This window comes from Bradyrhizobium sp. USDA 3315, assembly GCF_054056795.1.
The window spans coordinates 4,578,089-4,601,303 of the sequence record NZ_JBSRYP010000001.1 but is presented as its reverse complement, the minus strand read 5'-3'; the positions used below and the strand labels follow the sequence as shown (position 1 = coordinate 4,601,303).

26 protein-coding genes are annotated in these 23,215 nt (G+C 65.4%); 14 read left to right on the top strand and 12 right to left on the bottom strand.

All coding sequences use genetic code 11. The annotated features are described in order from the left end of the window. Positions 1-131: 131 nt before the first annotated feature. The gene (locus ACVIYL_RS21190) at positions 132-1,055 is read left to right on the top strand and encodes a ketopantoate reductase family protein (protein WP_253607615.1); all 924 of its coding nucleotides are present in this window, start codon (positions 132-134) and stop codon (positions 1,053-1,055) included. On the opposite strand, the gene ACVIYL_RS21185 is transcribed toward ACVIYL_RS21190, so the two are convergent. After that, complete coding sequence (locus ACVIYL_RS21185) at positions 1,031-1,828, bottom strand: IclR family transcriptional regulator (protein ID WP_456779602.1); 798 nt, start codon at positions 1,826-1,828, stop codon at positions 1,031-1,033. The two genes, ACVIYL_RS21190 and ACVIYL_RS21185, sit on opposite strands and share 25 nt — an antisense overlap. A gap of 130 nt (positions 1,829-1,958) precedes the next feature. On the opposite strand from ACVIYL_RS21185, the gene ACVIYL_RS21180 reads away from it, so the two are divergent. The 7 genes from ACVIYL_RS21180 to ACVIYL_RS21150 are packed head-to-tail and all read left to right on the top strand — an operon-like array spanning position 1,959 to position 7,895. Continuing rightward, entirely contained in the window at positions 1,959-3,194 is a 1,236-nt protein-coding gene (locus tag ACVIYL_RS21180) for an ABC transporter substrate-binding protein (RefSeq protein WP_456779601.1), read from the top strand. Positions 3,195-3,250: 56 nt separating this feature from the next. Next, positions 3,251-4,600, top strand: a complete 1,350-nt coding sequence (locus ACVIYL_RS21175) for an aromatic ring-hydroxylating oxygenase subunit alpha (protein ID WP_456779600.1) — start codon at positions 3,251-3,253, stop codon at positions 4,598-4,600. Next, the gene (locus tag ACVIYL_RS21170; RefSeq protein WP_310880635.1) at positions 4,597-5,403 is read left to right on the top strand and encodes an SDR family NAD(P)-dependent oxidoreductase; all 807 of its coding nucleotides are present in this window, start codon (positions 4,597-4,599) and stop codon (positions 5,401-5,403) included. Before ACVIYL_RS21175 ends, ACVIYL_RS21170 begins: the two co-directional genes overlap by 4 nt. Before the next feature lie 32 nt (positions 5,404-5,435). Next, a complete protein-coding gene (locus ACVIYL_RS21165; RefSeq protein WP_456779599.1) occupies positions 5,436-6,029 on the top strand; it encodes a 3-phenylpropionate/cinnamic acid dioxygenase subunit beta in 594 nt (197 codons plus the stop codon). 42 nt (positions 6,030-6,071) lie between these two features. After that, complete coding sequence (locus ACVIYL_RS21160; protein ID WP_028342366.1) at positions 6,072-6,266, top strand: SH3 domain-containing protein; 195 nt, start codon at positions 6,072-6,074, stop codon at positions 6,264-6,266. A gap of 23 nt (positions 6,267-6,289) precedes the next feature. Further along, positions 6,290-6,685 (top strand): hypothetical protein, encoded by a 396-nt coding sequence (locus ACVIYL_RS21155; protein ID WP_225162579.1) that lies wholly within the window; start codon positions 6,290-6,292, stop codon positions 6,683-6,685. 10 nt (positions 6,686-6,695) lie between these two features. Further along, complete coding sequence (locus ACVIYL_RS21150; protein ID WP_456779598.1) at positions 6,696-7,895, top strand: FAD-dependent monooxygenase; 1,200 nt, start codon at positions 6,696-6,698, stop codon at positions 7,893-7,895. A gap of 24 nt (positions 7,896-7,919) precedes the next feature. Here ACVIYL_RS21150 and ACVIYL_RS21145 read toward each other — a convergent pair whose 3' ends face one another. From ACVIYL_RS21145 to ACVIYL_RS21130, 4 genes are all read right to left on the bottom strand, one after another. Then, positions 7,920-8,192 (bottom strand): DUF3551 domain-containing protein, encoded by a 273-nt coding sequence (locus tag ACVIYL_RS21145; protein ID WP_016844297.1) that lies wholly within the window; start codon positions 8,190-8,192, stop codon positions 7,920-7,922. A 115-nt stretch (positions 8,193-8,307) separates the two neighbouring features. Beyond that, positions 8,308-8,580 carry a DUF3551 domain-containing protein gene (locus ACVIYL_RS21140; RefSeq protein WP_456779597.1) on the bottom strand — a complete coding sequence of 91 codons (273 nt, stop codon included), beginning with the start codon at positions 8,578-8,580 and terminating at the stop codon, positions 8,308-8,310. Between the two features lie 41 nt (positions 8,581-8,621). Next, positions 8,622-9,293 carry a hypothetical protein gene (locus ACVIYL_RS21135; RefSeq protein WP_229190056.1) on the bottom strand — a complete coding sequence of 224 codons (672 nt, stop codon included), beginning with the start codon at positions 9,291-9,293 and terminating at the stop codon, positions 8,622-8,624. 151 nt (positions 9,294-9,444) lie between these two features. Beyond that, positions 9,445-10,281: a metal-dependent phosphohydrolase gene (locus ACVIYL_RS21130; protein WP_310880641.1), complete on the bottom strand. Its 837-nt coding sequence runs from the start codon at positions 10,279-10,281 to the stop codon at positions 9,445-9,447. A gap of 230 nt (positions 10,282-10,511) precedes the next feature. Between ACVIYL_RS21130 and ACVIYL_RS21125 the strand changes: the two genes are divergently transcribed. The 3 genes from ACVIYL_RS21125 to ACVIYL_RS21115 all read left to right on the top strand — a co-directional run bounded on the left by ACVIYL_RS21125 (position 10,512) and on the right by ACVIYL_RS21115 (position 13,219). After that, the gene (locus ACVIYL_RS21125) at positions 10,512-10,727 is read left to right on the top strand and encodes a hypothetical protein (protein WP_016844293.1); all 216 of its coding nucleotides are present in this window, start codon (positions 10,512-10,514) and stop codon (positions 10,725-10,727) included. A 147-nt stretch (positions 10,728-10,874) separates the two neighbouring features. Beyond that, the gene (locus tag ACVIYL_RS21120) at positions 10,875-11,663 is read left to right on the top strand and encodes an ATP-binding cassette domain-containing protein (RefSeq protein WP_253607606.1); all 789 of its coding nucleotides are present in this window, start codon (positions 10,875-10,877) and stop codon (positions 11,661-11,663) included. Continuing rightward, positions 11,660-13,219 carry an ABC transporter permease/substrate-binding protein gene (locus ACVIYL_RS21115; RefSeq protein ID WP_456779596.1) on the top strand — a complete coding sequence of 520 codons (1,560 nt, stop codon included), beginning with the start codon at positions 11,660-11,662 and terminating at the stop codon, positions 13,217-13,219. The genes ACVIYL_RS21120 and ACVIYL_RS21115 overlap by 4 nt, the downstream gene beginning before the upstream one ends. Positions 13,220-13,237: 18 nt before the next feature. On the opposite strand, the gene ACVIYL_RS21110 is transcribed toward ACVIYL_RS21115, so the two are convergent. The 5 genes from ACVIYL_RS21110 to ACVIYL_RS21090 form a co-directional block, all read right to left on the bottom strand. Next, on the bottom strand, positions 13,238-14,200 hold the full coding sequence (locus ACVIYL_RS21110; RefSeq protein WP_456779595.1) for an ABC transporter permease: 963 nt from the start codon (positions 14,198-14,200) through the stop codon (positions 13,238-13,240). Beyond that, the gene (locus tag ACVIYL_RS21105; protein WP_092089964.1) at positions 14,190-15,176 is read right to left on the bottom strand and encodes an ABC transporter ATP-binding protein; all 987 of its coding nucleotides are present in this window, start codon (positions 15,174-15,176) and stop codon (positions 14,190-14,192) included. Before ACVIYL_RS21105 ends, ACVIYL_RS21110 begins: the two co-directional genes overlap by 11 nt. Further along, positions 15,173-16,351, bottom strand: coding sequence for a COG1470 family protein (locus tag ACVIYL_RS21100; RefSeq protein WP_456779594.1), 1,179 nt, complete (start codon positions 16,349-16,351; stop codon positions 15,173-15,175). Before ACVIYL_RS21100 ends, ACVIYL_RS21105 begins: the two co-directional genes overlap by 4 nt. Positions 16,352-16,643: 292 nt before the next feature. After that, positions 16,644-18,356 (bottom strand): sulfatase-like hydrolase/transferase, encoded by a 1,713-nt coding sequence (locus ACVIYL_RS21095; protein WP_057015052.1) that lies wholly within the window; start codon positions 18,354-18,356, stop codon positions 16,644-16,646. A 171-nt stretch (positions 18,357-18,527) separates the two neighbouring features. Then, positions 18,528-19,235 (bottom strand): TetR/AcrR family transcriptional regulator, encoded by a 708-nt coding sequence (locus ACVIYL_RS21090; protein ID WP_253607604.1) that lies wholly within the window; start codon positions 19,233-19,235, stop codon positions 18,528-18,530. Positions 19,236-19,342: 107 nt separating this feature from the next. Here ACVIYL_RS21090 and ACVIYL_RS21085 point away from each other — a divergent pair, with 107 nt between their 5' ends. Next, positions 19,343-19,963, top strand: a complete 621-nt coding sequence (locus ACVIYL_RS21085; RefSeq protein ID WP_456779593.1) for a hypothetical protein — start codon at positions 19,343-19,345, stop codon at positions 19,961-19,963. 12 nt (positions 19,964-19,975) lie between these two features. On the opposite strand, the gene ACVIYL_RS21080 is transcribed toward ACVIYL_RS21085, so the two are convergent. Both ACVIYL_RS21080 and ACVIYL_RS21075 read right to left on the bottom strand, forming a co-directional pair. After that, positions 19,976-20,209 (bottom strand): hypothetical protein, encoded by a 234-nt coding sequence (locus ACVIYL_RS21080; protein ID WP_168857163.1) that lies wholly within the window; start codon positions 20,207-20,209, stop codon positions 19,976-19,978. Between the two features lie 28 nt (positions 20,210-20,237). Continuing rightward, complete coding sequence (locus tag ACVIYL_RS21075; protein ID WP_456779592.1) at positions 20,238-20,639, bottom strand: lysozyme inhibitor LprI family protein; 402 nt, start codon at positions 20,637-20,639, stop codon at positions 20,238-20,240. Positions 20,640-20,775: 136 nt separating this feature from the next. On the opposite strand from ACVIYL_RS21075, the gene ACVIYL_RS21070 reads away from it, so the two are divergent. Both ACVIYL_RS21070 and ACVIYL_RS21065 read left to right on the top strand, forming a co-directional pair. Further along, positions 20,776-21,795 (top strand): adenylate/guanylate cyclase domain-containing protein, encoded by a 1,020-nt coding sequence (locus tag ACVIYL_RS21070; RefSeq protein ID WP_456779591.1) that lies wholly within the window; start codon positions 20,776-20,778, stop codon positions 21,793-21,795. Positions 21,796-21,988: 193 nt separating this feature from the next. After that, positions 21,989-23,095, top strand: a complete 1,107-nt coding sequence (locus ACVIYL_RS21065; RefSeq protein ID WP_456779590.1) for a DUF2336 domain-containing protein — start codon at positions 21,989-21,991, stop codon at positions 23,093-23,095. Positions 23,096-23,215: the final 120 nt, after the last annotated feature.

Here is a 23,215-nt window from a genome sequence, read left to right as displayed (position 1 = left end):
ATGGCCTAGCAAACAAGGCTGTGGTCACGCGATTTTCAGACAGGCCAGGGTTGCTCAATTGCGCAACCGGGTTGCGCATTGCGCCGACATCGTCGAGGCTGCGGGCCAAAGCGACGGACAAGGAGACAATCATGCGGATCGCAGTGGTGGGCGCCGGAGGCGTCGGGGGCGGCTTTGGTGCGGCGCTCGCGCATGCCGGCGCGGACGTCACCTTTATCGCGCGCGGCGCTCATTTGGCCGCCATGCGCAGCGAGGGGCTGAAGGTTCAGGGCGGCCGCGGCGAAACCCATCTGGTCCCGACCCAGGCGACCGACGATCCGGCAAGCGTCGGCCCGGTCGATATCGTGCTGTTCTGCGTCAAGCTGTGGGACGTCGAGAGCGCCGGCCAACACATCAGGCCGATGGTTGGCCCCGACACCGCGGTGATCCCGCTGCAGAACGGTATCGACGCGCCCGACAGGCTGGTCCCGATCCTGGGACGCAACGCCGTGATGGGCGGCGTGGCGCAGATCTCGGCCTCGATCATCAAGCCTGGCGTCATCAACCAGGTCGGCACCTTCATGCGCATGATCTTCGGTGAGCTCGACGGCCGCATCACACCGCGCGGCAAGGCGCTGCTCGATCTCTGCCTGAAGGCCGGCTTCGACGCGACCTTGAGCGAGCAGATCAACACCGAGCTCTGGATGAAGTTCGTCGGCCTCGCCACCAATGCCGGCATGACCGCGGTCACGCGGCTGCCGATCGGCAAGCTGCGCGACGATCCCGATTTGCGCCCGCTCTTCGTATCGGCTTGCGAGGAGATCATCGCCGTCGCGCACGCCAGCGGCATCAAGCTGCCGCCGGATGCGCTGACGAAAGTGCTCGACTTCATCGGACACGCGCCGCCGGCGATGAAGGCCTCCATGGCGCTCGATCTCGAGCGCGGCAACCGGCTCGAACTGCCGTGGCTGAACGGCAAGGTGGTCGAGCTCGGCCGCAAGCTCGGCGTCCCGACGCCGACGCACGACATGCTCTATGCGGTGTTGAAGCCCTATGCGATGGGCGCGCCGTCCTGATAGCCCAGCAGAACCGAAATCTGCCGGCCGGCCTCGCGCACCAGCTTTGAATATTCCAATAGCTTCCGCTCGTCGATGCGCGCGCTCGGTCCGTAGAGGCCGACCGAACCGACCACCTCGCCGCGGTGATCGAAACACGGCGCGGAGACAGCGACCGCGCCGGCGAAGATCTCGCCATGGCTGGTCGCATAGCCGTTGCGCCGCGCAAAGCTCAGCGCGTCCTCGAGCCGCGCACGATCCGCGCTCTTTGCAATGCTGGCAAGAAGCGCGGCCTGCCGCGTCGGGTCCATGAAGGCCAGCATCGCCTTGCCGGTCGATCCCTGGATCAAACTCAGACTGTGGCCGACGCCTCGGCTGATCGAGAGCACGTGACGGCTCTCGCATTCGAGGATGCAGATGCCGCGATCGTCCTGCTCGCGGAACAACGCTGCGGTCTCGCCGGTCGCCTCGCGCAGGCCCTCGACGACCGGGCGGGCGATCGCGACCACCTCGAGACCCTTCAGCCACACATGGGCCAGTTTCATCACGCCGTGCGACAGCCGGAAACGCTGTGGGTCGCCTTCGGCCTGGATCAGGTCGCGCTGCGCCAGCGTCTGTAGCAGGCGATAGAGCGTCGGCCGGCTCAACCCGACCCGCTTCTGGATCTCGATCACGCTCATCGCCGGCTGATCCGGCGTGAAGCATTGCAGGATCGCGATGGCGCGGTCGACCGCCCGCACGCCTGACGCCCCCTGCTCGGCGTCGTGAACTTCCGCCTTCGGTTTCTTTGCCATCCGTCTACATCCGCAAAATCGGCAGGGGCGCGCTGCATCCAGCGCGGTTGACCAATCGGCCCGCGCGGCTAGTATCGCAAATTATGAGAATAATGTCCACTAGATGGACATGTGAAAATCGACGGGAGGATTGGAATTGCTGCAGACAAACGCCTCGCGCAGATCGGCCGCCGCCGCGATCGCCACGCTGATGCTTTCGGCGCCGCTGGCGCACGCCGCCCCCGACGGCTCAGGCATCTCGGACGGCGTAGTGCGGATTGCGGTGCTGGGTGACTACGGCAGCGGCCGCGATCTCGGCGGGCCGGGCTCGGTGACCGCCGCCAAGCTTGCCGCTGAGGATTTTCACAACAAGGTGCTGGGCAAGCCGATCGAGATCATCTCGGCGGATCACCAGAACAAGCCGGACGTCGCGGTCGGAATCGCGCGGCAATGGTTCGACGTCGAGCATGTCGACGCGGTGACCGATCTCGCCGTGAGCTCGGTCGGACTCGCCGTCGCCGGCCTTGCAACGCAGAGCAACCGCACCACGCTGGTCTCGGGCGCCGCGACGTCCGATTTGACCGGCGACAAATGCTCGCCCGTCGTCACGCATTGGGCCGACGACACCTACGCACTGTCGGCCGGCCTGGTCGGCGAGCTGAGCCGCCGCGTCGGCAAGGAATGGTTCTTCGTCGCGGTCGATTACTCGTTCGGCACCGCGATGGTGAAGGACGCCTCGCGCGCGGTGACCGATACGGGCGGCAAGGTGCTCGGCGCGGTGCGCTATCCCTTCAACACCACCGACTTCTCATCCTTTTTGCTGGCCGCGCAGAGCTCCGGCGCCAAGGTGGTGGCGCTGGCCGGCACCGGCGCCGACACCGTCAACGCGGTGAAGCAGACCCACGAATTCGGCCTGCAACAGGGCGGGCAGACCATCGTCGGCATGCTGACCTTCATCTCCGACGTCCATTCGATCGGCCTGCGCGACGCGCAGGGCATGTACATCGCGTCCCAATACTACTGGGATGATGACGACGGCACCCGCGCCTTCGCCAAGCGCTTCATCGAGATCGAGAAGCGTGAACCGACCAAATTGCAGGCCGCGACCTACGCCGCCGTGCGCCACTATCTGAAGGCGATCGAGGCCGGCGGCAGCGACGAGGCGAAGGCGGTGAACGCCGAGATGCGCAAGCTGCCGGTCGATTTCTTCGGCCGCCCCGCGCACATCCGCAAAGACGGCCGCGTCGTCTACGACCTCTCGCTCTACCGCGTGAAGAAGCCGGACGAGAGCAAATATCCCTGGGACTACTACCAGAAGATCGCGGCCATCCCCGGCGACAAGGCGTTCCGCCCCGAGGGAACCGGCGGCTGCAAGCTCGACAAGTAGGACGCACCATCATTCACCGCGACTGACGGTCGCGCAGGCCAGACAAGGAGGAGCCGATGCCGCTTCGCAACGATTTCGATCAGCTTGTTGACGTCAAGGGTGGCTTCATCAGCCGCGAGATCTTCGTGGACGCCGATATCTATCGGCAGGAGCTCGACAAGGTCTTCACGCGCGCCTGGCTGCTGGTCGGGCACGAAAGCCTGGTGCCCAATCCCGGCGATTTCTACACCTCGCGGATGGGCGAAGAATCCGTGATCCTCTGCCGCGACAAGAAGGGCGAGATCCACGTCTTTCTGAATTCGTGCCGGCACCGCGGCATGAAGGTGTGCCGCTACGAACAAGGCAACACGTCGCTGTTCACCTGCCCCTATCACAGCTGGACCTACACCACCGACGGCAAGCTGCAGGGCGTTCCGCTGCACCGGACGCTGTATGACGGGGTGCTCGACCGCGAGGCCAACTCGCTGGTCTCGGTGGCGAAGCTCTGCAACTACAAGGGCTCGATCTGGGCGACCTGGGACAAGGACGCGCCCGACTTCATCACCTATCTCGGCGATGCCAAGATCCATCTCGACCAGGCGCTCGACTGCCGCGACGGCCGCGAGGGCGGCTCCGAGGTGATCGGCGTCCACAAATGGGTGTTCCCCGCCAACTGGAAATTCGCCGCCGAGAATTTCCTCGGCGACACCTATCACAACCCGAGTCATCGCTCGGTTGACCTGATCGGCATAGGCCCGAGCGCTGCCGCCGGCAAGAAGGGCCGCCGCGACGACGAGCTGGAGAAGGCGCAGCACGTCTGGATCAGCTTTCCGGAAGGCCATGGCGTGCACAGCGCGATCCAGCCGGAGGCCAATGAATACATCGAGTCCTTCCTCGACAACCCGATCCTCGAAAAATACTTCCGGCACTGTTTCGAGGAACGCAAGCGGCGGCTCGGCGAAGGGGCGCGGCTGCTGCCGTTCGTCGGCACGATCTTCCCCAACACCTCCTATCACGGCCGCCAGCCGCGCGGACTTTGCGCGTGGCATCCGCACAGCCCGACCTCGACCGAAGGCTGGCGCTTCTTCCTGGTCGACAAGGACGCGCCGAAGGAAGCCAAGGAATATCTGCGCCGCTACTACATGCGCTACTCCGGCCCCGCCGGCATGACCGAACAGGACGACATGGAGAACTGGCTCTATGCGACCGCGGCGAGCACCGGCACGGTGGCGCGGCGCTATCCCTTCAACTATCAGCAGTCGATGGGCGCCTACGTCACCGACCATCCGCTCGGCGGCGATGTCTCGACCCAAGTCACCGAGCAGATCGCGCGCGGCTTCTATCGCCGCTGGACCACCTACATGCAGAGCGGCGATTGGCACGAGTTGCTCGGATCGCCCGCAGGCAACCGGCAGGCCGCAGAATGACCGCGCCCGCAAAAACCGTCCTCGTCAGCGGGGGCACCTTCGGCATCGGCCGCGCGATCACGCTCGGCCTCGCCAGGCGCGGCCACGCGGTGGTCGCGTTCGGTCTCGAGGCGGCACAGGTCTCGAGTACCGCGCAGAACGCCATTCCGGCCTTGCGCCAGGAGCTTGATCGCGAAGGGCTCTCCGCCGAACTGATGGAAGCCGATGTGTCACAGGCCGGCGATGTCGCCAAGGTGGTCGCGCACACGATGGCGCGGTTCGGGCGCATCGACGGCGTCGTCAACAACGCCGCGATCGGCCCGCTCGGCACGGTGCTCGACACCGACGAGGCGCTGTTCGACCGGATCATCGCCGTCAACCTGAAGGGACCGTATCTGACCAGCCGCGCCGCGATCCCGCACATGATCGCGCAAGGCGGCGGCTCGATCGTCAACGTCGGCTCCGGCGCCGGCTGGGGCAAGCCGAACATGGCGGTCTACAGCGCAAGCAAGGGCGGCGTTGTCGCGCTGAGCGCAGCGATGGCCTACGACTTCTTCCACCAGCGTATTCGCGTCAACACCGTGATTCCCGGCGGCGGCGGCATCGTCAGCGGCATGAGCCTCGGTCGTGTCGGCGGCGATGCGGCGCGTTTCGGCAAGGGCGCGCCGGGCACCGCCGCGGGCCGCGTCGCCGCCGGTGACGACATCGCCAATGTGGTCGCCTTCCTGCTGTCGCCGGAAGCCGAAACGCTGTCCGGCACCGTGATCGATGTCGGCTGCTTCGCCCAGCAGGGCGGACCGATTCCGCCCAAGCCGGCGCTCTGACAACCCCTGCGATGCCTGATGAGGAGATAGCGATGACGACGACCGTTCAGGATCAGGACCAACAACAACACGCCGGCAACGCTGCGATCGAGCGATCGGCGGCCTACTACCGGCTGAAGGCCGATGTCGAGGATTTCTACTATCATGAGGCCGATTTGCTCGACGACCGTCGCTTCCGCGACTGGCTCGAGCTACTCACCGATGACATCAGCTATTTCATGCCGATCCGCCGCAACGTGAAGTTCGGCCAGCAGGCCGCGCGCGAGAACACCAAACGCGGCGAAGGCATCAGCTGGTTCGACGAGGACAAGTGGACATTGACCAAGCGGGTCGAGCAGATCCTGACCGGCGTGCACTATGCCGAGGAGCCGCTGTCGCGCATCACGCACATGGTCAGCAATGCGCAGATCAAGGGCGCGCAGCCGGATATCGACGCGGCGCGCGAGCTGGATGTCACTAGCCGCTTCCTCGTCTACCAGAACCGCGTCGAGTACGAGACCTACATCTTCGTCGGCCGCCGCAACGACACGCTGCGCCTGACCGACAATGGCTGGAAGATCGCGCGGCGCGAGATATTGCTTGAACAGAACATCCTGCTGGCCAAGAATCTCACCACGTTCTTCTGAACGAGGCCAATTCAGAGTGGGCCAAGCGTAGCAGGGGTAGCGATGATTGACGTGATGGCGATCAAGGTGGGGACGCGGCTGAAACTGGAGGCCGGCGTCGTCGCCGAAGTGGTGGAGAACATGGACGATGGCCAGTGGCTGCAGGTGCGCTATCTGGAGTGCCCTGCCCGGCCCGCCGACGTTGGCACGGTGGAGCTGTGCCACGCCCAGGACGTCATCAAGGTGCTCAGCGAGTAGTCCCAGTCAACGGACCGACGATCATGCTGCGATTTGAATACATGCCGAGCGATTTTCATCCGCTGTTCCTGTTCCTCGGCGAAGCTGCCGATCTCGCCGCCCTGGCAATGCTGCTGCGGCGCTTTGCCGAAGACCCGCAGACCATTGCCGTCGCGGAGCGGATTCCCGGTGCCGTCTCGCGCGACGCGCTGGTGCTAGCGCCTGCCGACGACGAATTCGGCATGCGCGATCTCGGCGGCCGGTTTGCCTGGAAACTGACCGATTGGCAGGCGGAGCGGATCGCCGAGCGCATCGAGCTGTTAACCCCTGAGGATAACAAGTCCGGCTCGGAGATCGTCGAGATCGGCAGCGTCGGCGAGATCCCGGTCAAGCTGTCGCGCGGCGAATTCACCGACGACTTCCTGATCACGCGCAGATAGCGGTGTTCGCGTGAGTACAGACCGCAAGCCAAAGGTCCTGATTGCCGGCGCCGGGATCGGCGGTCTCGTCGCCGGATTGTCGCTGCTGCAGCGTGGCATCGAAGTCGAGATCTTCGAGCAGGCGTCCGAGCTGCGCGAGCTCGGCGCCGGTGTCCAGCTCAGCGCCAACGGCACCAGCGTCCTCATCGCGCTCGGCCTCGAGCAGGAGATGCAGGCCATCGCCTGCGAGCCCTCGGGCAAGGAGATCAGGCTGTTCAGCACCGGGCGGACCTGGAAACTGTTCGACCTCGGCGCCTCCTCGCGCGCGATCTATGGCGCGCCCTACTGGATGGTGCATCGCGGCGACTTTCACCGCGTGCTGGTCGACGCATTCACGGTTCGGGCGCCGGGGCGGCTGCATCTCGGCAGCCGCTGCACCGGATTTGACCAGGACGGCGACGGCATCTGGCTGGACTTTGCCAACGGCGAGCGTCGGCGCGGCGACGTCGTGGTCGGCGCCGACGGCGTGCACTCCGCAATTCGCCGGCAGATCGGCGGCGACACCAAGCCGTTCTTTTCGGGCGTGGCCGCCTGGCGCGGACTGGTGCCGATGGAACGGCTACCGTCACCGCTCAGGCGCGACGTCGGCACCAACTGGATCGGCCCGGGCGGCCACGTCATCACCTATCCGGTTCGCCGCAGCGAGTTGTTGAACTTCGTCGGTATCTTCGAGGGTGAGAGCTGGTCGGTCGAATCGTGGACCGAACGCGGCACGCGCGAGGCCTGCAGCGGAGCCTTTGCCGGATGGAATCCGCAGATCCACACCATTATCGCGAGCCTCGATATTCCCTACAAATGGGCGCTGCTCGGCCGCGACCCGCTCGATCGCTTCGTCGTCGGGCGCGCCTGCCTGCTTGGCGACGCCGCGCATCCGACGCTGCCGTTCCTGGCCCAGGGCGCCAACATGGCGATCGAGGACGGCATGGTGCTGGCGCGCTGTCTTGAAGGCTTCCCGCCCGAGGAAGCGCTGCAGCGCTACCAGACCGCACGGCTGACGCGGACGAACGCGATCGTGGTGAAGTCGGCCGAGAATGCCAGGCGCTTCCATAATCCCGCGCTTGCCGACGCCGAAGGCGCCGACGCCTATGTCTCGCGCGAATGGCAGCCGGACCGGGTGCGCGAGCGCTATGATTGGCTGTTCACCTACGATGCCTTGCGTGTGCCGCTTTGACGGGACGAGTTTCGCGGGCCCGCCTCACTGAACGGGATGGCGTCCGCGGCGCACCGGACGTTCCGGGGGTGGTGGCGGAGGAGCGAAGAAGGGATTGACGATGCACATCGCAGAGAGACCCGATGCGGTCGCCTGACACTGCGGGATCGAGGTGTAGCTGCAATCGATGTGGTCTCCGGCCATCGGCCCGTTGTAGAGATGCAAACAGACCGGATAGTTCGGATCATAGGCCTGTCCGGCGGCAGGTCGGGCCAGCGCAACCGCGAACGCAGCGATCGCGAAAAGTTTCAGGCGCATCGGATTCTCCTTATTGCTCGGACCGTTTCCTCACAACTGCCGGAGTTAGTCAACCGCACTGGGGACACGACGGCCATACAGTCTTGAGCAACGGCAGGCGGCAAGCCTGAGCGCGCTAGTTGGCGGATTGGCGTTGTCGCTGCCCCCGTTGCTTTGGCGGCTTTTTCGGACCTTTGTAGAACGGATTGACCGAACACGTCGCGGAGCGCCCCGAGGCCGTCGCCTGACACTGCGGAAGCGACGTGTAGCTGCAATCGATATACTCGGGCGTCAGCCTGCCGCCATAGACTTCCAGGCACACCGGATAGTTCGGATCGTACATTTGCGCGGCGGCGGGCTCGGCGAGACCAGCGCCGAGGGCGGCGACGATGATGAATTTCAAGCGCATCGAATTCTCCTCAAGCCTGGTCCGGATCGCCGGGCGCGTGGCTATCGCTGTTCGTCGGCCGGCTTGCCGTCGCCCTCTCCGAGGCAGCGAATCATGAAGGCCGTCGTGTCCCGCGGCAGCACTTGCGCGGCGCGCGCCTTGAGACGGCATTCGAGCTGCGCGATCTGGCGCGCCCGCTGCCGTTCGGACGGCAGCGTCGATTGCCGCAACCGCCGCAACGTCATCGGCGAGCCGTCCGACTCGAAGCTCAGCTCGTATTTCTTGCCGTTCTGGTCGGTGGCGGCGCAGGTGATGGTGGACACCTGCCGCGTGATGAAGCTTCCGACCTGACGGCATGAGCCCGTCGACATCTCGACCAGCGGCACCGGCAGACCATCCACCCGCGGGCGGTCGCTGGACTTCAGCAACATGCGGTCAACCGCGAGCTCGAACAGATTGTCCTGGGTGCGCTCGGTGCTCTCGCCGGAGAACGAGATGATGTGGCTCTTGTCGGCGGGATCGTCGAGTACCACGGTGAATTCGGAACGGCCGCGCAGGGTGTGGAAGTAAGCGACTGCCTTGCAGGTGTAGCTGCGGCCCGCAACGGTCACGTTGCGGCAGGTGCCGGACATCAACGCGTACAGATCGACGTCGTAGACCGGACCGGCGGCAACGGCCAGCGCCGGCCAGCAGAGAACGGCAGCCGCAATCAATTGAGCGAAACGGGAGATCATGCTGAAAGGGTCGAAAACACGGTCGCTGGAGGGGTCCATGGCGCAAGGTCGCTGATTTCTATGGACTGTGCAACGACGAAGCAGGCCTAAATGTGGACACCACGCGAACGGCTGGGGAACGCAGCACAATCCGTGCTGAAAGGCCGCGGCGTCAGATTTGCGGGCCGGACAGCGTCACCTCGCGCTCGGCGCGGAACACGTTGCTATAGAGGTTCGCGATCCACTGGCGGCCGCTTGCCGTCATGTTCAGGCAGTTGATGGCGCCTTGAATGTGCGGCGCAACCATGTTCCAGTAGAATTGCGGATAGCGGTCGACGATATCGGCCGGCGACTCATAGCCGAGCTGGCGGTTGATGCCGACCTCCTCGAACTCGTGATAGAGCGCGTTGGCCTTCCTGATATAGTTGGGATCGCCGAGCTGACCGATGAAATCGGCCGCCCGGACGATCGACGCCTCATCGTCATATTGCTGGCCTTCGGGCGCCGGAAACCGCGTACCCTCGATGTTGCGCGCGACGCGCTCGCGATCGAGTGGAAGGACGGCCTCGAGCCTGTCGAGCACATACAGCTTCGAGCGGTCGACATGATACGGCATCAGGCCGGCATCCGACGAGCCACGCGGCAGCACCACCTTCTTGCCGGAGGCATCGATGACGTAGCCATCGGGTCCATCGCCTTTCAAAAGACCGCGCACATAGCCGATGTCGTGAGTCAGGCAGGCGATGATGGTGTGGGTGTAATCCTCGGCGGTGACGTGGGTGTGCAGCGCGCGGCCGCGGATGATGTCATGCCCGGCGAGCGTGACCAGCATGGTGTGCTCGACATTGTGGTAGAGCGCGTCGCTGTTGCCGATGCATTCCAGCGCGATGCGCGCGGCGGCCGGCAGGAGCTCGCCGAAGCGCGCCTGCGAAGCGCCGAAGGTGCGGCTGACATGCGTGGCGAGAAACTTCTCCAAAGCACCTGCCGCCAACTCAGGTAACGTCATCATCGATGCAGCCCCCGACCGCGCAACGTTCCTCGCTTGCCCCGATCTCACGCCGTAGTTGGGCAGCGACTATAGCGTATCTACGGGCGTGCGGCTACGCGCTGACGGCCGTGACGATTCGCTCCGGCCGTACTTTCCCGGTCTTGTCGGCTGCGACGCCAGAGCTGCTGATAGTGGCATGAACCCTGCATGATTCGGGTCAGACCGGGTTAACCCCACTGATAAAGGCCGTCATGCTCGTTACGCTCGTCGCCATCCTCTGCAATGCTCAACTCTGCATGGAAAAGGTCGTCACCACGAGTGACCAATCCGGCATCACCATGGGCGCCTGCGCAGTGAATGCGCAGATCGGCATCGCCGATTGGCTCGCCAAGGGGCCGTATCACGAATGGCACCTGCAGAGCTATAAATGCATCATGGGCAAGTACGTACCCAAGAACGAAGTGTGATGTGTGCTCACAGCCCCGGACGGGGCTGATCCGCTTCGACCGGAACAGCCTGCGAAACCACCGCGCAGGCGCCCGCGCCTCGAGTCAAAGTCCAATTTATGGGCTATCACTGTCGTTAACGACGGTGAGACATGAGGTCGCCCTGGAATGCCCGCAACGCCGCTGATTGCCTATGCGCATGTCGGCAAGAGTTTTGACAGTGGTCGCGTGGTGGCGGTCGACGACGTCTCGCTTGACGTGGCCGAGGGTGAATTCCTGGCGATTGTCGGCGGCTCGGGCTCCGGCAAGACGACGCTGCTCAGGCTCGCCAATCGCCTGATCGAAGCCGACCACGGCCGGATCGCGGTCGAGGGTGAGGATGTGAGCCGCATCGACCCGATCCTGCTGCGGCGCCGCATCGGCTATGTCTTCCAGAGCGGTGGGCTGTTTCCGCATCTGTCCGTCGCCGACAACATCGGCATCACGCCACATCTGCTCGGCTGGACGCAGGCGGAAATCTCGGCGCGGGTCGATGAACTGCTCGACCTTGTGCGGCTCGACAACTCACAATATCGCGAGCGTTTGCCGCACGAACTCTCCGGCGGCCAGCGTCAACGCATAGGCGTCGCGCGTGCGCTGGCTGCGAAGCCGCGCATCGTGTTGATGGACGAGCCGTTCGGCGCGCTTGATCCCCTCACCCGCGACGCGCTCGGCGACGATTATCGAACGCTGCACCGCGAGCTCGGCCTGACCACGGTCATGATCACCCACGACATGACCGAGGCGTTGCTGCTGGCCGATCGTGTCGCGGTGATGCGCGGCGGCAGGCTGCTGGCCCAGGGCACGCCGGCGGAACTCTCGGCCAGCACCGATGGCTATGTCGGTGAACTGATGCACACGCCGCGGCGGCAGGCTGAACGCCTGGGCGCTTTGCTGCCGCGGGGCGACACGGCATGACTCTATCAGCCGATCCGCGCTGGAGCGAGGCGCTTTCCCATCTGCCCGACTATCTCGGCAATCATGTGCGGGTCAGCGTCGCCGCGCTGGCGCTCGGGCTCCTGATCAGCCTGCCGCTTGCGATCATCGCGCGTAACCGGCCGGTGCTGCGCACGACGTTGCTCGGGCTTGCCAGCATCGTGCAGACCGTGCCCGGTCTCGCGCTGCTCGCATTGTTCTATCCGCTGCTGCTGGCGCTCGCCGCGTTGACCGCGGCGTGGCTCGGCTTCAGCTTCTCCGCCTTCGGCTTCCTGCCCGCCGTGCTGGCGCTCGCGCTCTATTCGATGCTGCCGGTGTTGCGCAACACCATCACCGGTCTGTCCGGGGTCGATCCGGCGGTGCTGGAAGCCGCCCAGGGCGTCGGCATGACGCCGCGGCAATCGCTCACCATGGTCGAGCTGCCGCTGGCGCTGCCGGTGATGATGGCCGGGATCCGCACCGCGGCGGTATGGGTAATCGGCACCGCCACCTTGTCGACGCCGATCGGCCAGACCAGCCTCGGCAACTACATCTTCGCGGGATTGCAGACCCAGAACTGGGTGTTCGTGCTGTTCGGCTGTTTCGCTGCGGCCGTGCTCGCGCTTGTGGTTGACCAATTGCTGGCGCTGATCGAGAACGGCCTGCGCAATCGCAGCCGCATCCGGACGGCGCTCGGCGGGCTCGGTATCGCCGCCCTGATCGCGACGACGCTGGTGCCCGCGATCGCGCGCCCGCATGCGGGCATCGTGGTCGGCGCCAAGACGTTTACCGAGCAATATGTGCTGTCGGCGTTGATCGCGCAGCGGCTACGGGCGGCCGGCCTTCCGGCCACGACCCGCGCCGGCCTCGGCTCCAACGTGATCTTCGACGCGCTCGCGGCCGGCGATATCGATGTCTATGTCGACTATTCCGGAACGTTGTGGGCCAACCAGTTCCACCACACCGACATCAAGCCCCGCGCCGAGCTGTTGGGCGAATTGCAGACAACGCTGGCGAAGCAAGACATCACGCTGTTCGGCGAGCTCGGTTTCGAGAATGCCTATACGCTGGTGATGCCGAGGAAGCGCGCCGAAGAGCTCGGCATCCATTCGATCGCCGACGTCGCGTCACGCGCCGCGACGATGTCGATCGCCGGCGACTATGAATTCTTCTCGCGGCCGGAATGGGCCGGCATCCAGAAGGCTTATGGGCTGACGTTCCGCGCCCAGCGTCAGATGCAGCCGGATTTCATGTATGCGGCGGTCGCCTCCGGCGAGGTCGACGTGATCGCGGGCTACACCAGCGACGGGCTGATCGCGAAATACGATCTTGTCACGCTCGAGGACAACAGGCACGCCATCCCGCCCTATGACGCCATCGTGCTGCTGTCGCCAAAGCGGCGCGACGACGAGACGCTCAAGGCGGCGCTGCGGCCGCTGCTCGGCAAGATCGATATCGCCGGGATGCGCGAGGCGAATTTGCGCGCGTCGGGCAATGACGCATCATCGTCGCCCGACGCCGTGGCGCGCTGGCTGTGGGACAAGATTGGGCCCCACTGAACGGCCGCGCTCTGCGCCTCAGGCCCTGACCTCCTGGCGCTGGAACAGGACGTAGCCGGCGACGAACAGCACGATGGTGCAGGCGATCAGGCCGACCGTCTGCGGCCAGGCGATCATCACGCTCTGGCCGAACGGCAACGGGGCCCCCATCACCGCGCCGCGGATCTGGTCGAGGAACATTGGGCCGAGCGTGCGCGTGGTCGGCGACAGCACCGCCAGCATCGCCTCGCCAAACAGATCATTGGGCGAGAAGCGCTGCAGCAGCTGGGTCCAGATCGCCGTGCCCGGCGTATCGAGGCCGAGCGCGGCGAAGCGCGGATCGGGCGGCACGATGGCCTGGGCGATCGCGGGCGCCAGCATTGGCCACAACACGGTCAGGAACAACCAGATGCCGAGCACCACCAATGCCGCGGTCGCCGGCGAGCGGAACACGATCGAGAGCAGCATCGCGAGCGACAGCCAGACCCCTGCATAGAAGATCGCGATCACGAGGAAGGCCAGCGAGCGAGCGATCTCCTCGCCGCCCGGCGGAACGCCGAGGAAGATCAGGCCGAGGCCGATCACCAGCAGCCACAGCGCGGTGAGGCTGATCACGATGGTCGCGAGCCCGGCGAGATATTTGCCGAGCAGCAGCGCGTCGCGATAGATCGGCTGCGCCAGAATCCGCGACAGCGTGCGCCGGTTGTGCTCGCTGTTGATCAGGTCGAAGCCGAGCCCGATCGCCATTAGCGGAATCAGGAAGCCGAGGATGGCGACAAAGGACGGCAGCGGCGCCTGGCTCACCGTGAACAGCCGCAACAGCAGGAGTGGATCCTCCGCGGTGTTCTGGCGGAGCGCGACGATCGCCTCATAGAGCGCCGCCATCGCGGTCAGCACGATCAGAAGCTCGAGCATCAGCATGCGGACGCTCGAGATGTTGTCCGACAGCTCCTTGACGAGGACGGCACCGACGCCCTGGAATGCTGAACCTTCACGCCGCATCGCGCACGCCTCCTGACGGGGTGGCCTGGAAATAATGGGCGTAGATCGCCTCGAGGCTCGGCTCGTCGACCGAGAGCCGCCGCAACGCGCCGTTGGCCGCGACCACCGCGCGCGCGGCATCGGCCCGGACGTCGCGGTCGGCGGTCATGCGGAAGCGGTCATCGGCGAGCGTCTCGACATTGCCGACGCCCGGGATCGCCGCGAGCCGCCGCGCAATGCCCGCGCCGTCGGCCTCGACCTCGACGACGAAGCCAGCGCCCAGCACCTGGACCGAGAGCTCGGCCACCGAACCCATCATCGCGATCTTCCCGGCCCGGAACAGCGCGACGCGATCGCAGACGCGCTGCACTTGGTCGAGCATGTGCGACGACAGCAGCACGGTAACGCCCTCAGCCTTCAACTCCCTGATCAGGTCGAGAAATTCAATCGTCGCCTGCGGGTCGAGACCCGTGGTCGGCTCGTCGAGGATGGCGATCTCGGCGCGTTTGACGATGATCTCGGCGAGCCCGAGCCGCTGCCGCATGCCGCGCGAAAACGTCGCGACGCGCCTGTCGGCGACGTCGAGCAGACGCACGCGGGTGAGCGCCGCCGCGATCCGCCGCGAGCGTTCGGCCATCGATAGGCCCATCAACTTGGCGGCGTAAGCGAGGTTCTCCACCGCAGTCAGGTGGTCGTAGAAGCCGACAGCGTCGGGCAGATAGCCGACCCGCCGCTTGACCTGCAACGGCTGCCGCGCGGGATCGAAGCCGAGCACGCTGACCCGGCCGGCCGAGATCTCGGTGAGCCCGAGCATCATCAGGATGGTCGTGGTCTTGCCGGCGCCGTTCGGGCCGAGCAGCCCGAACACCTCGCCCTTGGCGATGTCGAAATTGATGGCGTCGACGACGCTGGTCTTGCCGTAGCGCTTGGTGAGATCGCGTGCCGCGATGACGGTGTCGGGCCGTGTTGCAGCACTGTTGTTCCGCTGCTCGCTCATCGCCGTCCGAACCTCGCAACCGCACCCAGCATCAACAGCAGCGCGACGCCGATCACCCCGGCGCCGGCCATGCCCCAGACGGTGGAAGTGCTCACCGTGACGCGGAACTGGCTCGACGCCGTCTCGCCGCGCGAGGTAGCGCGCATCGCGAGCTGGTAGTCGCCGGCGAGCGACTTGTCGCTCGGCGTCACCAGCGCCTGAACCTCAGTGTCCTTGCCGGGTACCAGACGCTCGATCTTGGCGGGCTGGAACGTGACCTTCCAGCCGCTCGGCGCCGTCGCGGCGAGCTCGATGTTGTCGGCCGGCGCAGTGCCACTATTGGTGACCACGACCGGGATCGTGCTCTGCTCGGCGGCGACCGCACGCGCGCTCAGCAGCCCGTCACGGCCGGAGAGCTGAAGCTGCGGCTGGCCCGCGACGTCGAGTGCCACCTCGGTCTGCGCCGACGCATCCTCGGCGTTGACGGTGACCTTGACCGGGAAATGCCCGGCATCGATCGCGCTCGGCGGCCGCACCTTGAGCTTGATGTCCTTGGATTGCCCGGCATCGATCGGGATCGACGACAATTCCTGTGTGCCATAGGCCTCGGTGAACGAGGTCTCGAAGTTTTGCGGCGCCGCCGCGGCGAAGCTTGCGACCAGGTTGCGGCCGCTGTCGTTCTTGATGGTCAGCGTGTATTCGAAATTCGATTTCGGGCTGCCGCGCAATTCGGGAAGTTTCGACGTCACCGTCAGCTTTGCCGGCAACTCCTTGGCGAGCGCGACCACGATCGGCAACGTCGCCTCGCTGCCCTGCCCTTCGGCCTTCACCGTCAGGGTTTGCTCGGCGAGCGAAGCGTTGGCTGGCACGTCGAGCCGGAGCTGCAGCGGCACGCTGGAGTCGGGCGCCGGCATCGCGGCCGCGACCGGCTGGCCGCCGCCGAGCAGCGTCGCAGTCCAGCCACTCGGCACGCCCCCGACCGATAGCTTGTAGCGCTGCGGGCCGAGATCGTAATTCTGCAGACGCAGCGAGATGTTGGAGGTGGTGCCGGGCCTGATGGTGACGGCCGGATAGTCCGTCATCAAGTAGAGCCCCTTGATATCGTGCGGCGGCTCCGCGGCGGAGGCTGAGGGAACGGCAAGGGGGATAGCAAGTCCGAAGGCGGCGACAAGGCGCGCAACATCGAGCGCTCGCATGGGCAAACACTCCTGCAAGAAGGGCGGGATTGGCTGACTTGACGCTGCGCTGATGAACACCGTGGCAGCGGCGCGACAGATAATCGCAACAATCGTGACGAAATCTCGGCGGCGTAATTACAAATGAGTAATGCGCGCGGTTTCGCGCGACGACCTTCGTCTACCGACGTTAGTCTAGTTCACGATGCGATCGCTGTGATGTGCGGAGCGGTTGTCACGAGGAGCTCGCAGCGCAGTTGCGGTTGGCGACAATGGATTGCTTCCGCCTTAGCCCGAAGGCCGCGAAGCATGCTCAAAGTCCCTTGATGATCCCCGCGTCGATCAACAGGCGATTGAAGCGGCGTGCTTCTGCGCCGTCCTTGCAGGAATAGAATGCGCCGTTGCAGCGAAGCATGATCGCCTTCTGCTCCTCGAACGACGGATCGAGCGGAATGCCCGCGGCTTCCTGAATCACCAGCGGCAGATAGGCGGCGTCGATCGTGTCCATCACCGCCGGGCTCTTCACGGGTTCGAAGTTGACGGCGTCGATCGCATAGTAGGTCGCATAGTAACGCGGATCGTAATCCATCAGCTTCTTGCCGATGCCGGCCTCGTCGAGATCGGGATCGAGCAGCTGCGGCGAGAATTCCGGCTGATGATCGCCGTAACGCACGATCAGGAAAGGCTGCGCCGGAAACTTCTTCTTCAGCGCCGCGACGAAGCCGGCATAGTCGCCAGCGCTCATCGCCTGCCGGCGCAGATATTCGTCGACCGCGGGCGTATTGCCCGGCCGCTTCCACGACGGCAGCAACTCGGGACGGAATTTGGTTTCCCAGGGGAAATGATTGGCGGCGAGATAGACGAAGGCGAACAGCGGCGTGCCTGACGTCTTCTGCTCGGCCATCAGCTTCAGCGCCTTGTCGTAGAAGAAGCTGTCGGGCTCGACATCCTTCGCATGCAGGTCATGCGCGTCGTAGAAGCGCTGGATGCCGGTCGTGGTCTGGAAGTTGCGCGCGCTCATGAAGGCGCCGAATGCGGGATAGAGCGAGAGCGTGTCGTAGCCGCAGCGGCGCAGCGCCAACGGCAGGCCGCGCTCCACGCGCCCCGATGCGATGCGGGTGACGAAATAGGAGAACCGGCCGAACGAGCGCGAGGACAATCCCGCAAGCACGTTGTACTCGGTGAACCAGCTCGGCCCGCCATTGCTCTCGGCAAGGAATTTGCGCGCGACGCCGTCGTAGGACTTGAACTGGCTGCCATAGCCCGGCGGCACCTTGACGCCGGAGGCGGCGCGGATGTCGAAACTCGATTCATCATGGATCATGATGATGTTCGGCCGCCGCCCGGCGGGATGACAGGCATCGACCAGGGGCATCTTGAGCTGATCGCTCGCGGTCGGATCCGACTCCATAAAGCCGTAGGCGACGAAATCGGACACGGCCGTGACGCCGGAGCGCGCGAACTTCGAGAGGTAGCCGTCGTCGTAATAGCCGCGCCAGGCTTCATCCGGCCAGGCGAAGGCATAACCCGAGAGCGCCGCGGTGCAGGCGAGGCAGGCCGCCGCAGCCGGCAGCCGGCGAATGCGGAACGGATCGAGCCACCACAGCGCGTACATCAGGGGCAGCGTGACGAGGCCGGCGCCGATGATCGACCAGCGCAGGCTCGGGAAGATCGTCAGCAGGAACGCCGCGGTGTCGCGGTCGATCACCATCAGGTCGACGAAGTTCGCGGTCATCTGCACCACGTCGTGCTTGAAGCGCGACAGCAGCACCAAGACCACGACCAGTGTCAGCGACAGCGCGCCCGACAGCGCCGGCCGGCGCAGCAGCGCGATGAACAGGAAGTTCAGGATTCCCCAGGTGAGCAGGAAGCAAAGCCGCGAGCCGAAATCGGTCTCGGTGCGCAGCATCAGAATCAGCGCGCCGAAATGCGGTGCCGCGACCGCCATCAACCGCCAGATGCCAAGCGCGGCAAGACCGCCGGCCAGTGCGGCAACGGAGGAGTTCTGCTGAGGCGCGGGCGCCATGGGCGGGACGCAATACAACCCGGCGCAATGCCACCGCCTTGACTGGCAACGGCCAGGAGGCATGCGGCACAGCCGGTGTCTGGGCCGCGTCACAAAACCGTAATTGAATCGTTATGAACGCGCAATGAATTTGCCTGCCCAAGCCTGGCCGCGGCAGGCAGTGCGCGCGCCTTAAACTTTTGCGGCCGGCGCGGCGTGGCTCGCGATACCCGCGATGAAGAGATCGACGATGTCGGCAGCCATCTGCTCGACCTCCGCATCGCCGACACCCCAGCGCGGCAAATGACCGTCGATGTGCATCCGCGCGAAGCCATAGACCAGCGCGCGGCCGGCGATCTGGACCTGCCTGAGGTCGCGCGTCCCGAGTTGGCCAGCTGAAAATGCCTCCGCCAGCGTGCGCTCGGTCAGGCCGATCAACTCGGCATTGTCGCCGGAGACGGCGGCCGAGCGGTCGTGGTCGAAGAAGCGGCGGCTGGAGATGATCTCGAAATGGGTCGGGTTCTTCATCGCCCAGCGCAGATAGGCGATCCCGAGATGGCGGAAGCGGCCGAGCGGATCGCCTGGCGGCGCCTCGGCCAACGCCGCCTCGATCTCGGCGCGAAAGCGGCGTTGCGCCTCCTCCGCCACCGCATTCATCAGCGCGTCCCGGCTCGGGAAATGCCGGAACGGCGCGCCCGGCGAGACCCCGGCCCGGCGCGCGGCCTCGCGCACGCTGACCGCCTCCGGGCCGCCCTCGCCGACCAGTTGCATGGCGGCATCGATAAGGACCCGGCGGAGGTCGCCGTGGTGGTACGGCCTCGCCGCCTGCGCCCGCGTCGCGGCCGGACGCGGCTTGGCGGGCCGGCGGCCGGTGGGCGGGCTTTTGGCGGGGCGGCGCATGGCGCACCTCTAGCATCACCCGCTTGTGAATGTAAGCGATGATTACACAGATTGACCGCGCGTGGGGCCGAAATGTAACTGGTGATTACATAAAACGGGAGGCGGATATGGCGACGCGTCGCAACTGGTTCGAGGGCTGGCGGCTGTTTGGCCTGCTCACCCTCACCTTGATCGGACTTTCGATCTGGATCGCCGCGATGCGGCAGTTCGAGGTCGAGGGCGTGCGGATGGTGATCCGCTTCACGGCGCGGACCTCGCTCTTGTTCTTCTGCCTCGCCTTCTCGGCGGCGGCGCTGGCGCGGCTGTGGCCGAACGCCTGGACGCACTGGCAGCGCCGCAACCGCCGTTATTTGGGCTTCACCTTCGCGGCCTCGCACGCCATCCATGCGGTCGCGATCGCCGCCTTCGCGATGCTCGATCCGCCCGGCTTTGCGGCCGCGACCTCGATCGTCTCCTACGTCTTCGGCGGTATCGGCTATCTCGCCATCATCGCGCTGACCGCGACTTCGTTCGATCGCACGGCTGCACTGCTCGGCCCGCGCGCCTGGCGCAGGCTGCATCTGATCGGCGGCTATTATCTGCTGCTGCAGTTCATGGTCTCGTTCGGCAAGCGGATTCCCGAGATGCCGCTCTACGCGCTATTCCTCGTGCCGCTCGCTGCGGTGTTCGCGCTCAGGATGATCAGCATGGCCGGCCGGCCCGCGCCACGTCAGGCGCAGGCGAGCTGAGATCAAGTCGCCTCACACGAGGTGAAACTTGCGGCCGAGCTGGCGATGAACCGATAGCACCGCGCGGTCGACGTCGCTGATCAGGCTGTCGCCGAGCACGACGTTCGGAATCTCCCAGTTGCGTCCGATCTGCGCATCGGGCAGCCCGGCGATCGCCGGCACGCGCGCGGTCTCACAGCCGGGCTGGGCGCGCAACGCCTCATCCGCAAGCTGGGTCAATTCGTCCTGGCTCTTTCCATCAGTCATGACCTCGGTCCTGACTCCGGAAGATGGCTCACTGATGGCCAAGATTCTCCAGTTCCTTAGCGCGGGCTTCGGTCATGCTGCGCATGCATTCACCGGCATCGAGCCGGGCGATAGTGCCCTCGCCGAGGTCGTAATACAGGCAGTTGGCGTCACGATACTGGATCCATAGCAGCTGCGCGGTGCGCAGCTGTTCGCGCTGCTTGTCGTCGGCGGCATCCTTCGACGCCTTCTGGTAGGCGACGTTCATCCGCTTGTCCCACTGCGCGGTCTTGGCCTTGAGGCATTCGACCATCTGGTAGGTGCCGCCGTCGCAGGATGGCTCGCCAACGCTCTGATCGCCGGCGCGGGTAACCGGCGCGGTGAAAGCGATGGAGACAGCCGCCAGAACGGCCATGAGCCTGCACGCGCCAGTGGTGACAGCCGATGTCATGCCACTTTCCCTGTTCGATCGATCCTGTCGTCGCAGCATACATGAGTGCCGCCGCGATGCATCCCGTCCACCGCCGGCCGCGCCGCGGCTGGCCTTCCCGGTCCGCGCAGGATATTTCATATGCATGGAGGGGACCATGCGTCGCGCCGTGATGCCTGCGATCATTCTGGGCGTGGTCGGCCTGCTGGTCGGCGGGCTGTTTCGCTACGCCTTCGACGAGTCCGACGAGGCTTCCGTCGCGAACTATCTGCGCAGCGCCCTCGACGGCGCAGCCCTCACGGTGATCGTCTGGGCGACGCATCTCTATCTGGCCGCACGTGGTGGCTGGCTGCGACGGCAATCACTCATCGTCGAGCTGATCGGCCGCTCTGTGATCCTCGCCGTCACCGTTGCGGCCGCCGCGATCGTGCTGGAAATCGTGCTTTACGGGCATGGGCTCGAAGCCAAGTGGATGCGCGAAACCTTCCTGAAGATCATTGGCGTCGGCCTGCTGCTGTCGATCCCGATCACGACGATCTACGAGCTGGTCCGGATGATCGGCGGGCACACGCTGCTCAGCATCGTGCTCGGACGCTATCGGCAGCCGGTGCGCGAGGAGCGCGTGCTGCTGTTCCTCGACCTGGTCGGCTCGACGACGCTAGCGGAGTCGATGGGCGAGCTGCGCGTGCAGGAATTGCTGACGCGCTTCTTCTTCGACATCGACGAGCCGATCGTGTCGCACGGCGGCGAAGTCCACGCCTATGTCGGCGACGAAGTGATCGTGACCTGGTCGGCCAATGCCGACGGGCGATCGCGGCGGTATCTCGATTGCGTGTTCGCGATCGAGGATCGCCTCGCCAAGCGGGCCGATCAATATCGCAAGGAGTTCGGCGTGGTGCCCGCGTTTCGAGCCGGGATGCATGCCGGTCCGGTCGTCACCGCGGAATGCGGGGACTCGCGGCGACAGATCGCCTATTTCGGCGACACCGTGAACGTCACGGCGCGGCTGCAGGCGCATTGCAAGGAGGCCGGCCGTCCGCTGCTGGTATCGGGCGACCTGCTGCGCCTGCTGCCGCCGGATCGGGATTTAGTCGTCGAGCCGCTCGGCTCGACGCAATTGCGCGGACGTGCCGCGTCGATCGACATCTTTTCCGTCGCGCGGCGCCTATCGTCCTAAACGATCTCTTAAAATGCACGGGCATCAGCTTCCGCCAAGCCGAAAGCGCGCATTGAATCGAGTCCGGTCGCAGCCTGTTAAGGATGCGACGCACACCGTATTTGCACCGTGTTCCACCTTAACGCAGGTGTAAGACCGCGCCCCGCATGGTGCGCAAACAGGTGTCATTCAACAAAAACAAGGTTGCCCATCGATGGCGCAACAGGCGTCACAATCGATTATCGCCGAACTCGAGGATGCGGTCCGGGACGGGACATCAGCCAAGCGCGTGCAGACGCTGCGGCAGGTCACCGATCTGTTCCTGAACGACGGCGACCGCCTCAACGATGAACAGGTCAAGGTGTTCGACGACGTGCTCTGCCTCTTGGTCGCGCGCGTCGAGACGCGTGCGCGGGCCGAGCTCAGCAAGCGGCTCGCACCGCTCGACTATGCGCCGTTCGAGGTGATCCAGCACCTCGCCTGGGACGACGACATCAGCGTCGCCGGCGACGTACTGACCCACTCCAGCCGCCTCTCGAACGACGCCCTGCGCGAGATCGCGAGCAGCAAGGGCCAGGACCACCTGTTCGCAATCTCCGCGCGGGAAAACCTGCCGCCTTCCGTCACCGACGTGATCATCAACCGCGGCGAGGACAAGGTGATCCGGCGTCTCGCCAAGAACGCCGGCGCGCAGTTCTCCGACAACGGCTATTCCAGCATCGTCGCCCGCGCCGAAGGCGACGACGAGTTGGTCGAGATCCTCGGGCTGCGCATCGACATTCCGGCCAAGCTGCTGCGCGACCTGCTGCAGCGCGCCAAGGATACTGTGCGCGCCCGCCTGCTCTCGATCGCGTCGCCCAGGGCGCGCGAGGAGATCAGCCAGGTGCTGAACGACATCGCCCAGGAAGAGGCCGCGGCGCCGCGCCGCAACTACGGCATCGCCGAAGAGCTGGTCAAGCTGATGAAGCAGCTGAACGAGCTCGACGATGCGGCCGTCTACAAATTCGCCGAAGAGGGCAAGCTCGACGAGGTCACGGTCGCGCTCGCCGTGCTCAACGACATGCCGATCGCGATGATCGAACGGCTGATGCTCGGCCTTCGCTCCGACCTGATCCTGATCCCGTGCCGCTCGGCGCGGCTCAACTGGCCGACGGTCGAAAGCATCCTGCGCAAGCGGCCGCTGCCGTTGCCGCTCGACAATGCGACGCTCGAGATCGCGCAGCGCGATTACCGCCGGCTCTCGCTGGAAACCGCGCAGCGCACGGTGCGGTTCTGGCAGCTGCACAACAGGATCGAGAAGCAGCCGATGGCGGCCGGCTAGCGGCCGCTGCGCCTCTGCGACAAAGAAAAAGGGTGGGCAACGCGCCCACCCTTTTTCATCACAGCGTCATTCCGGGGCGCCTCGAAGAGGCGAACCCGGAATCTCGAGATTCCGGGCTCG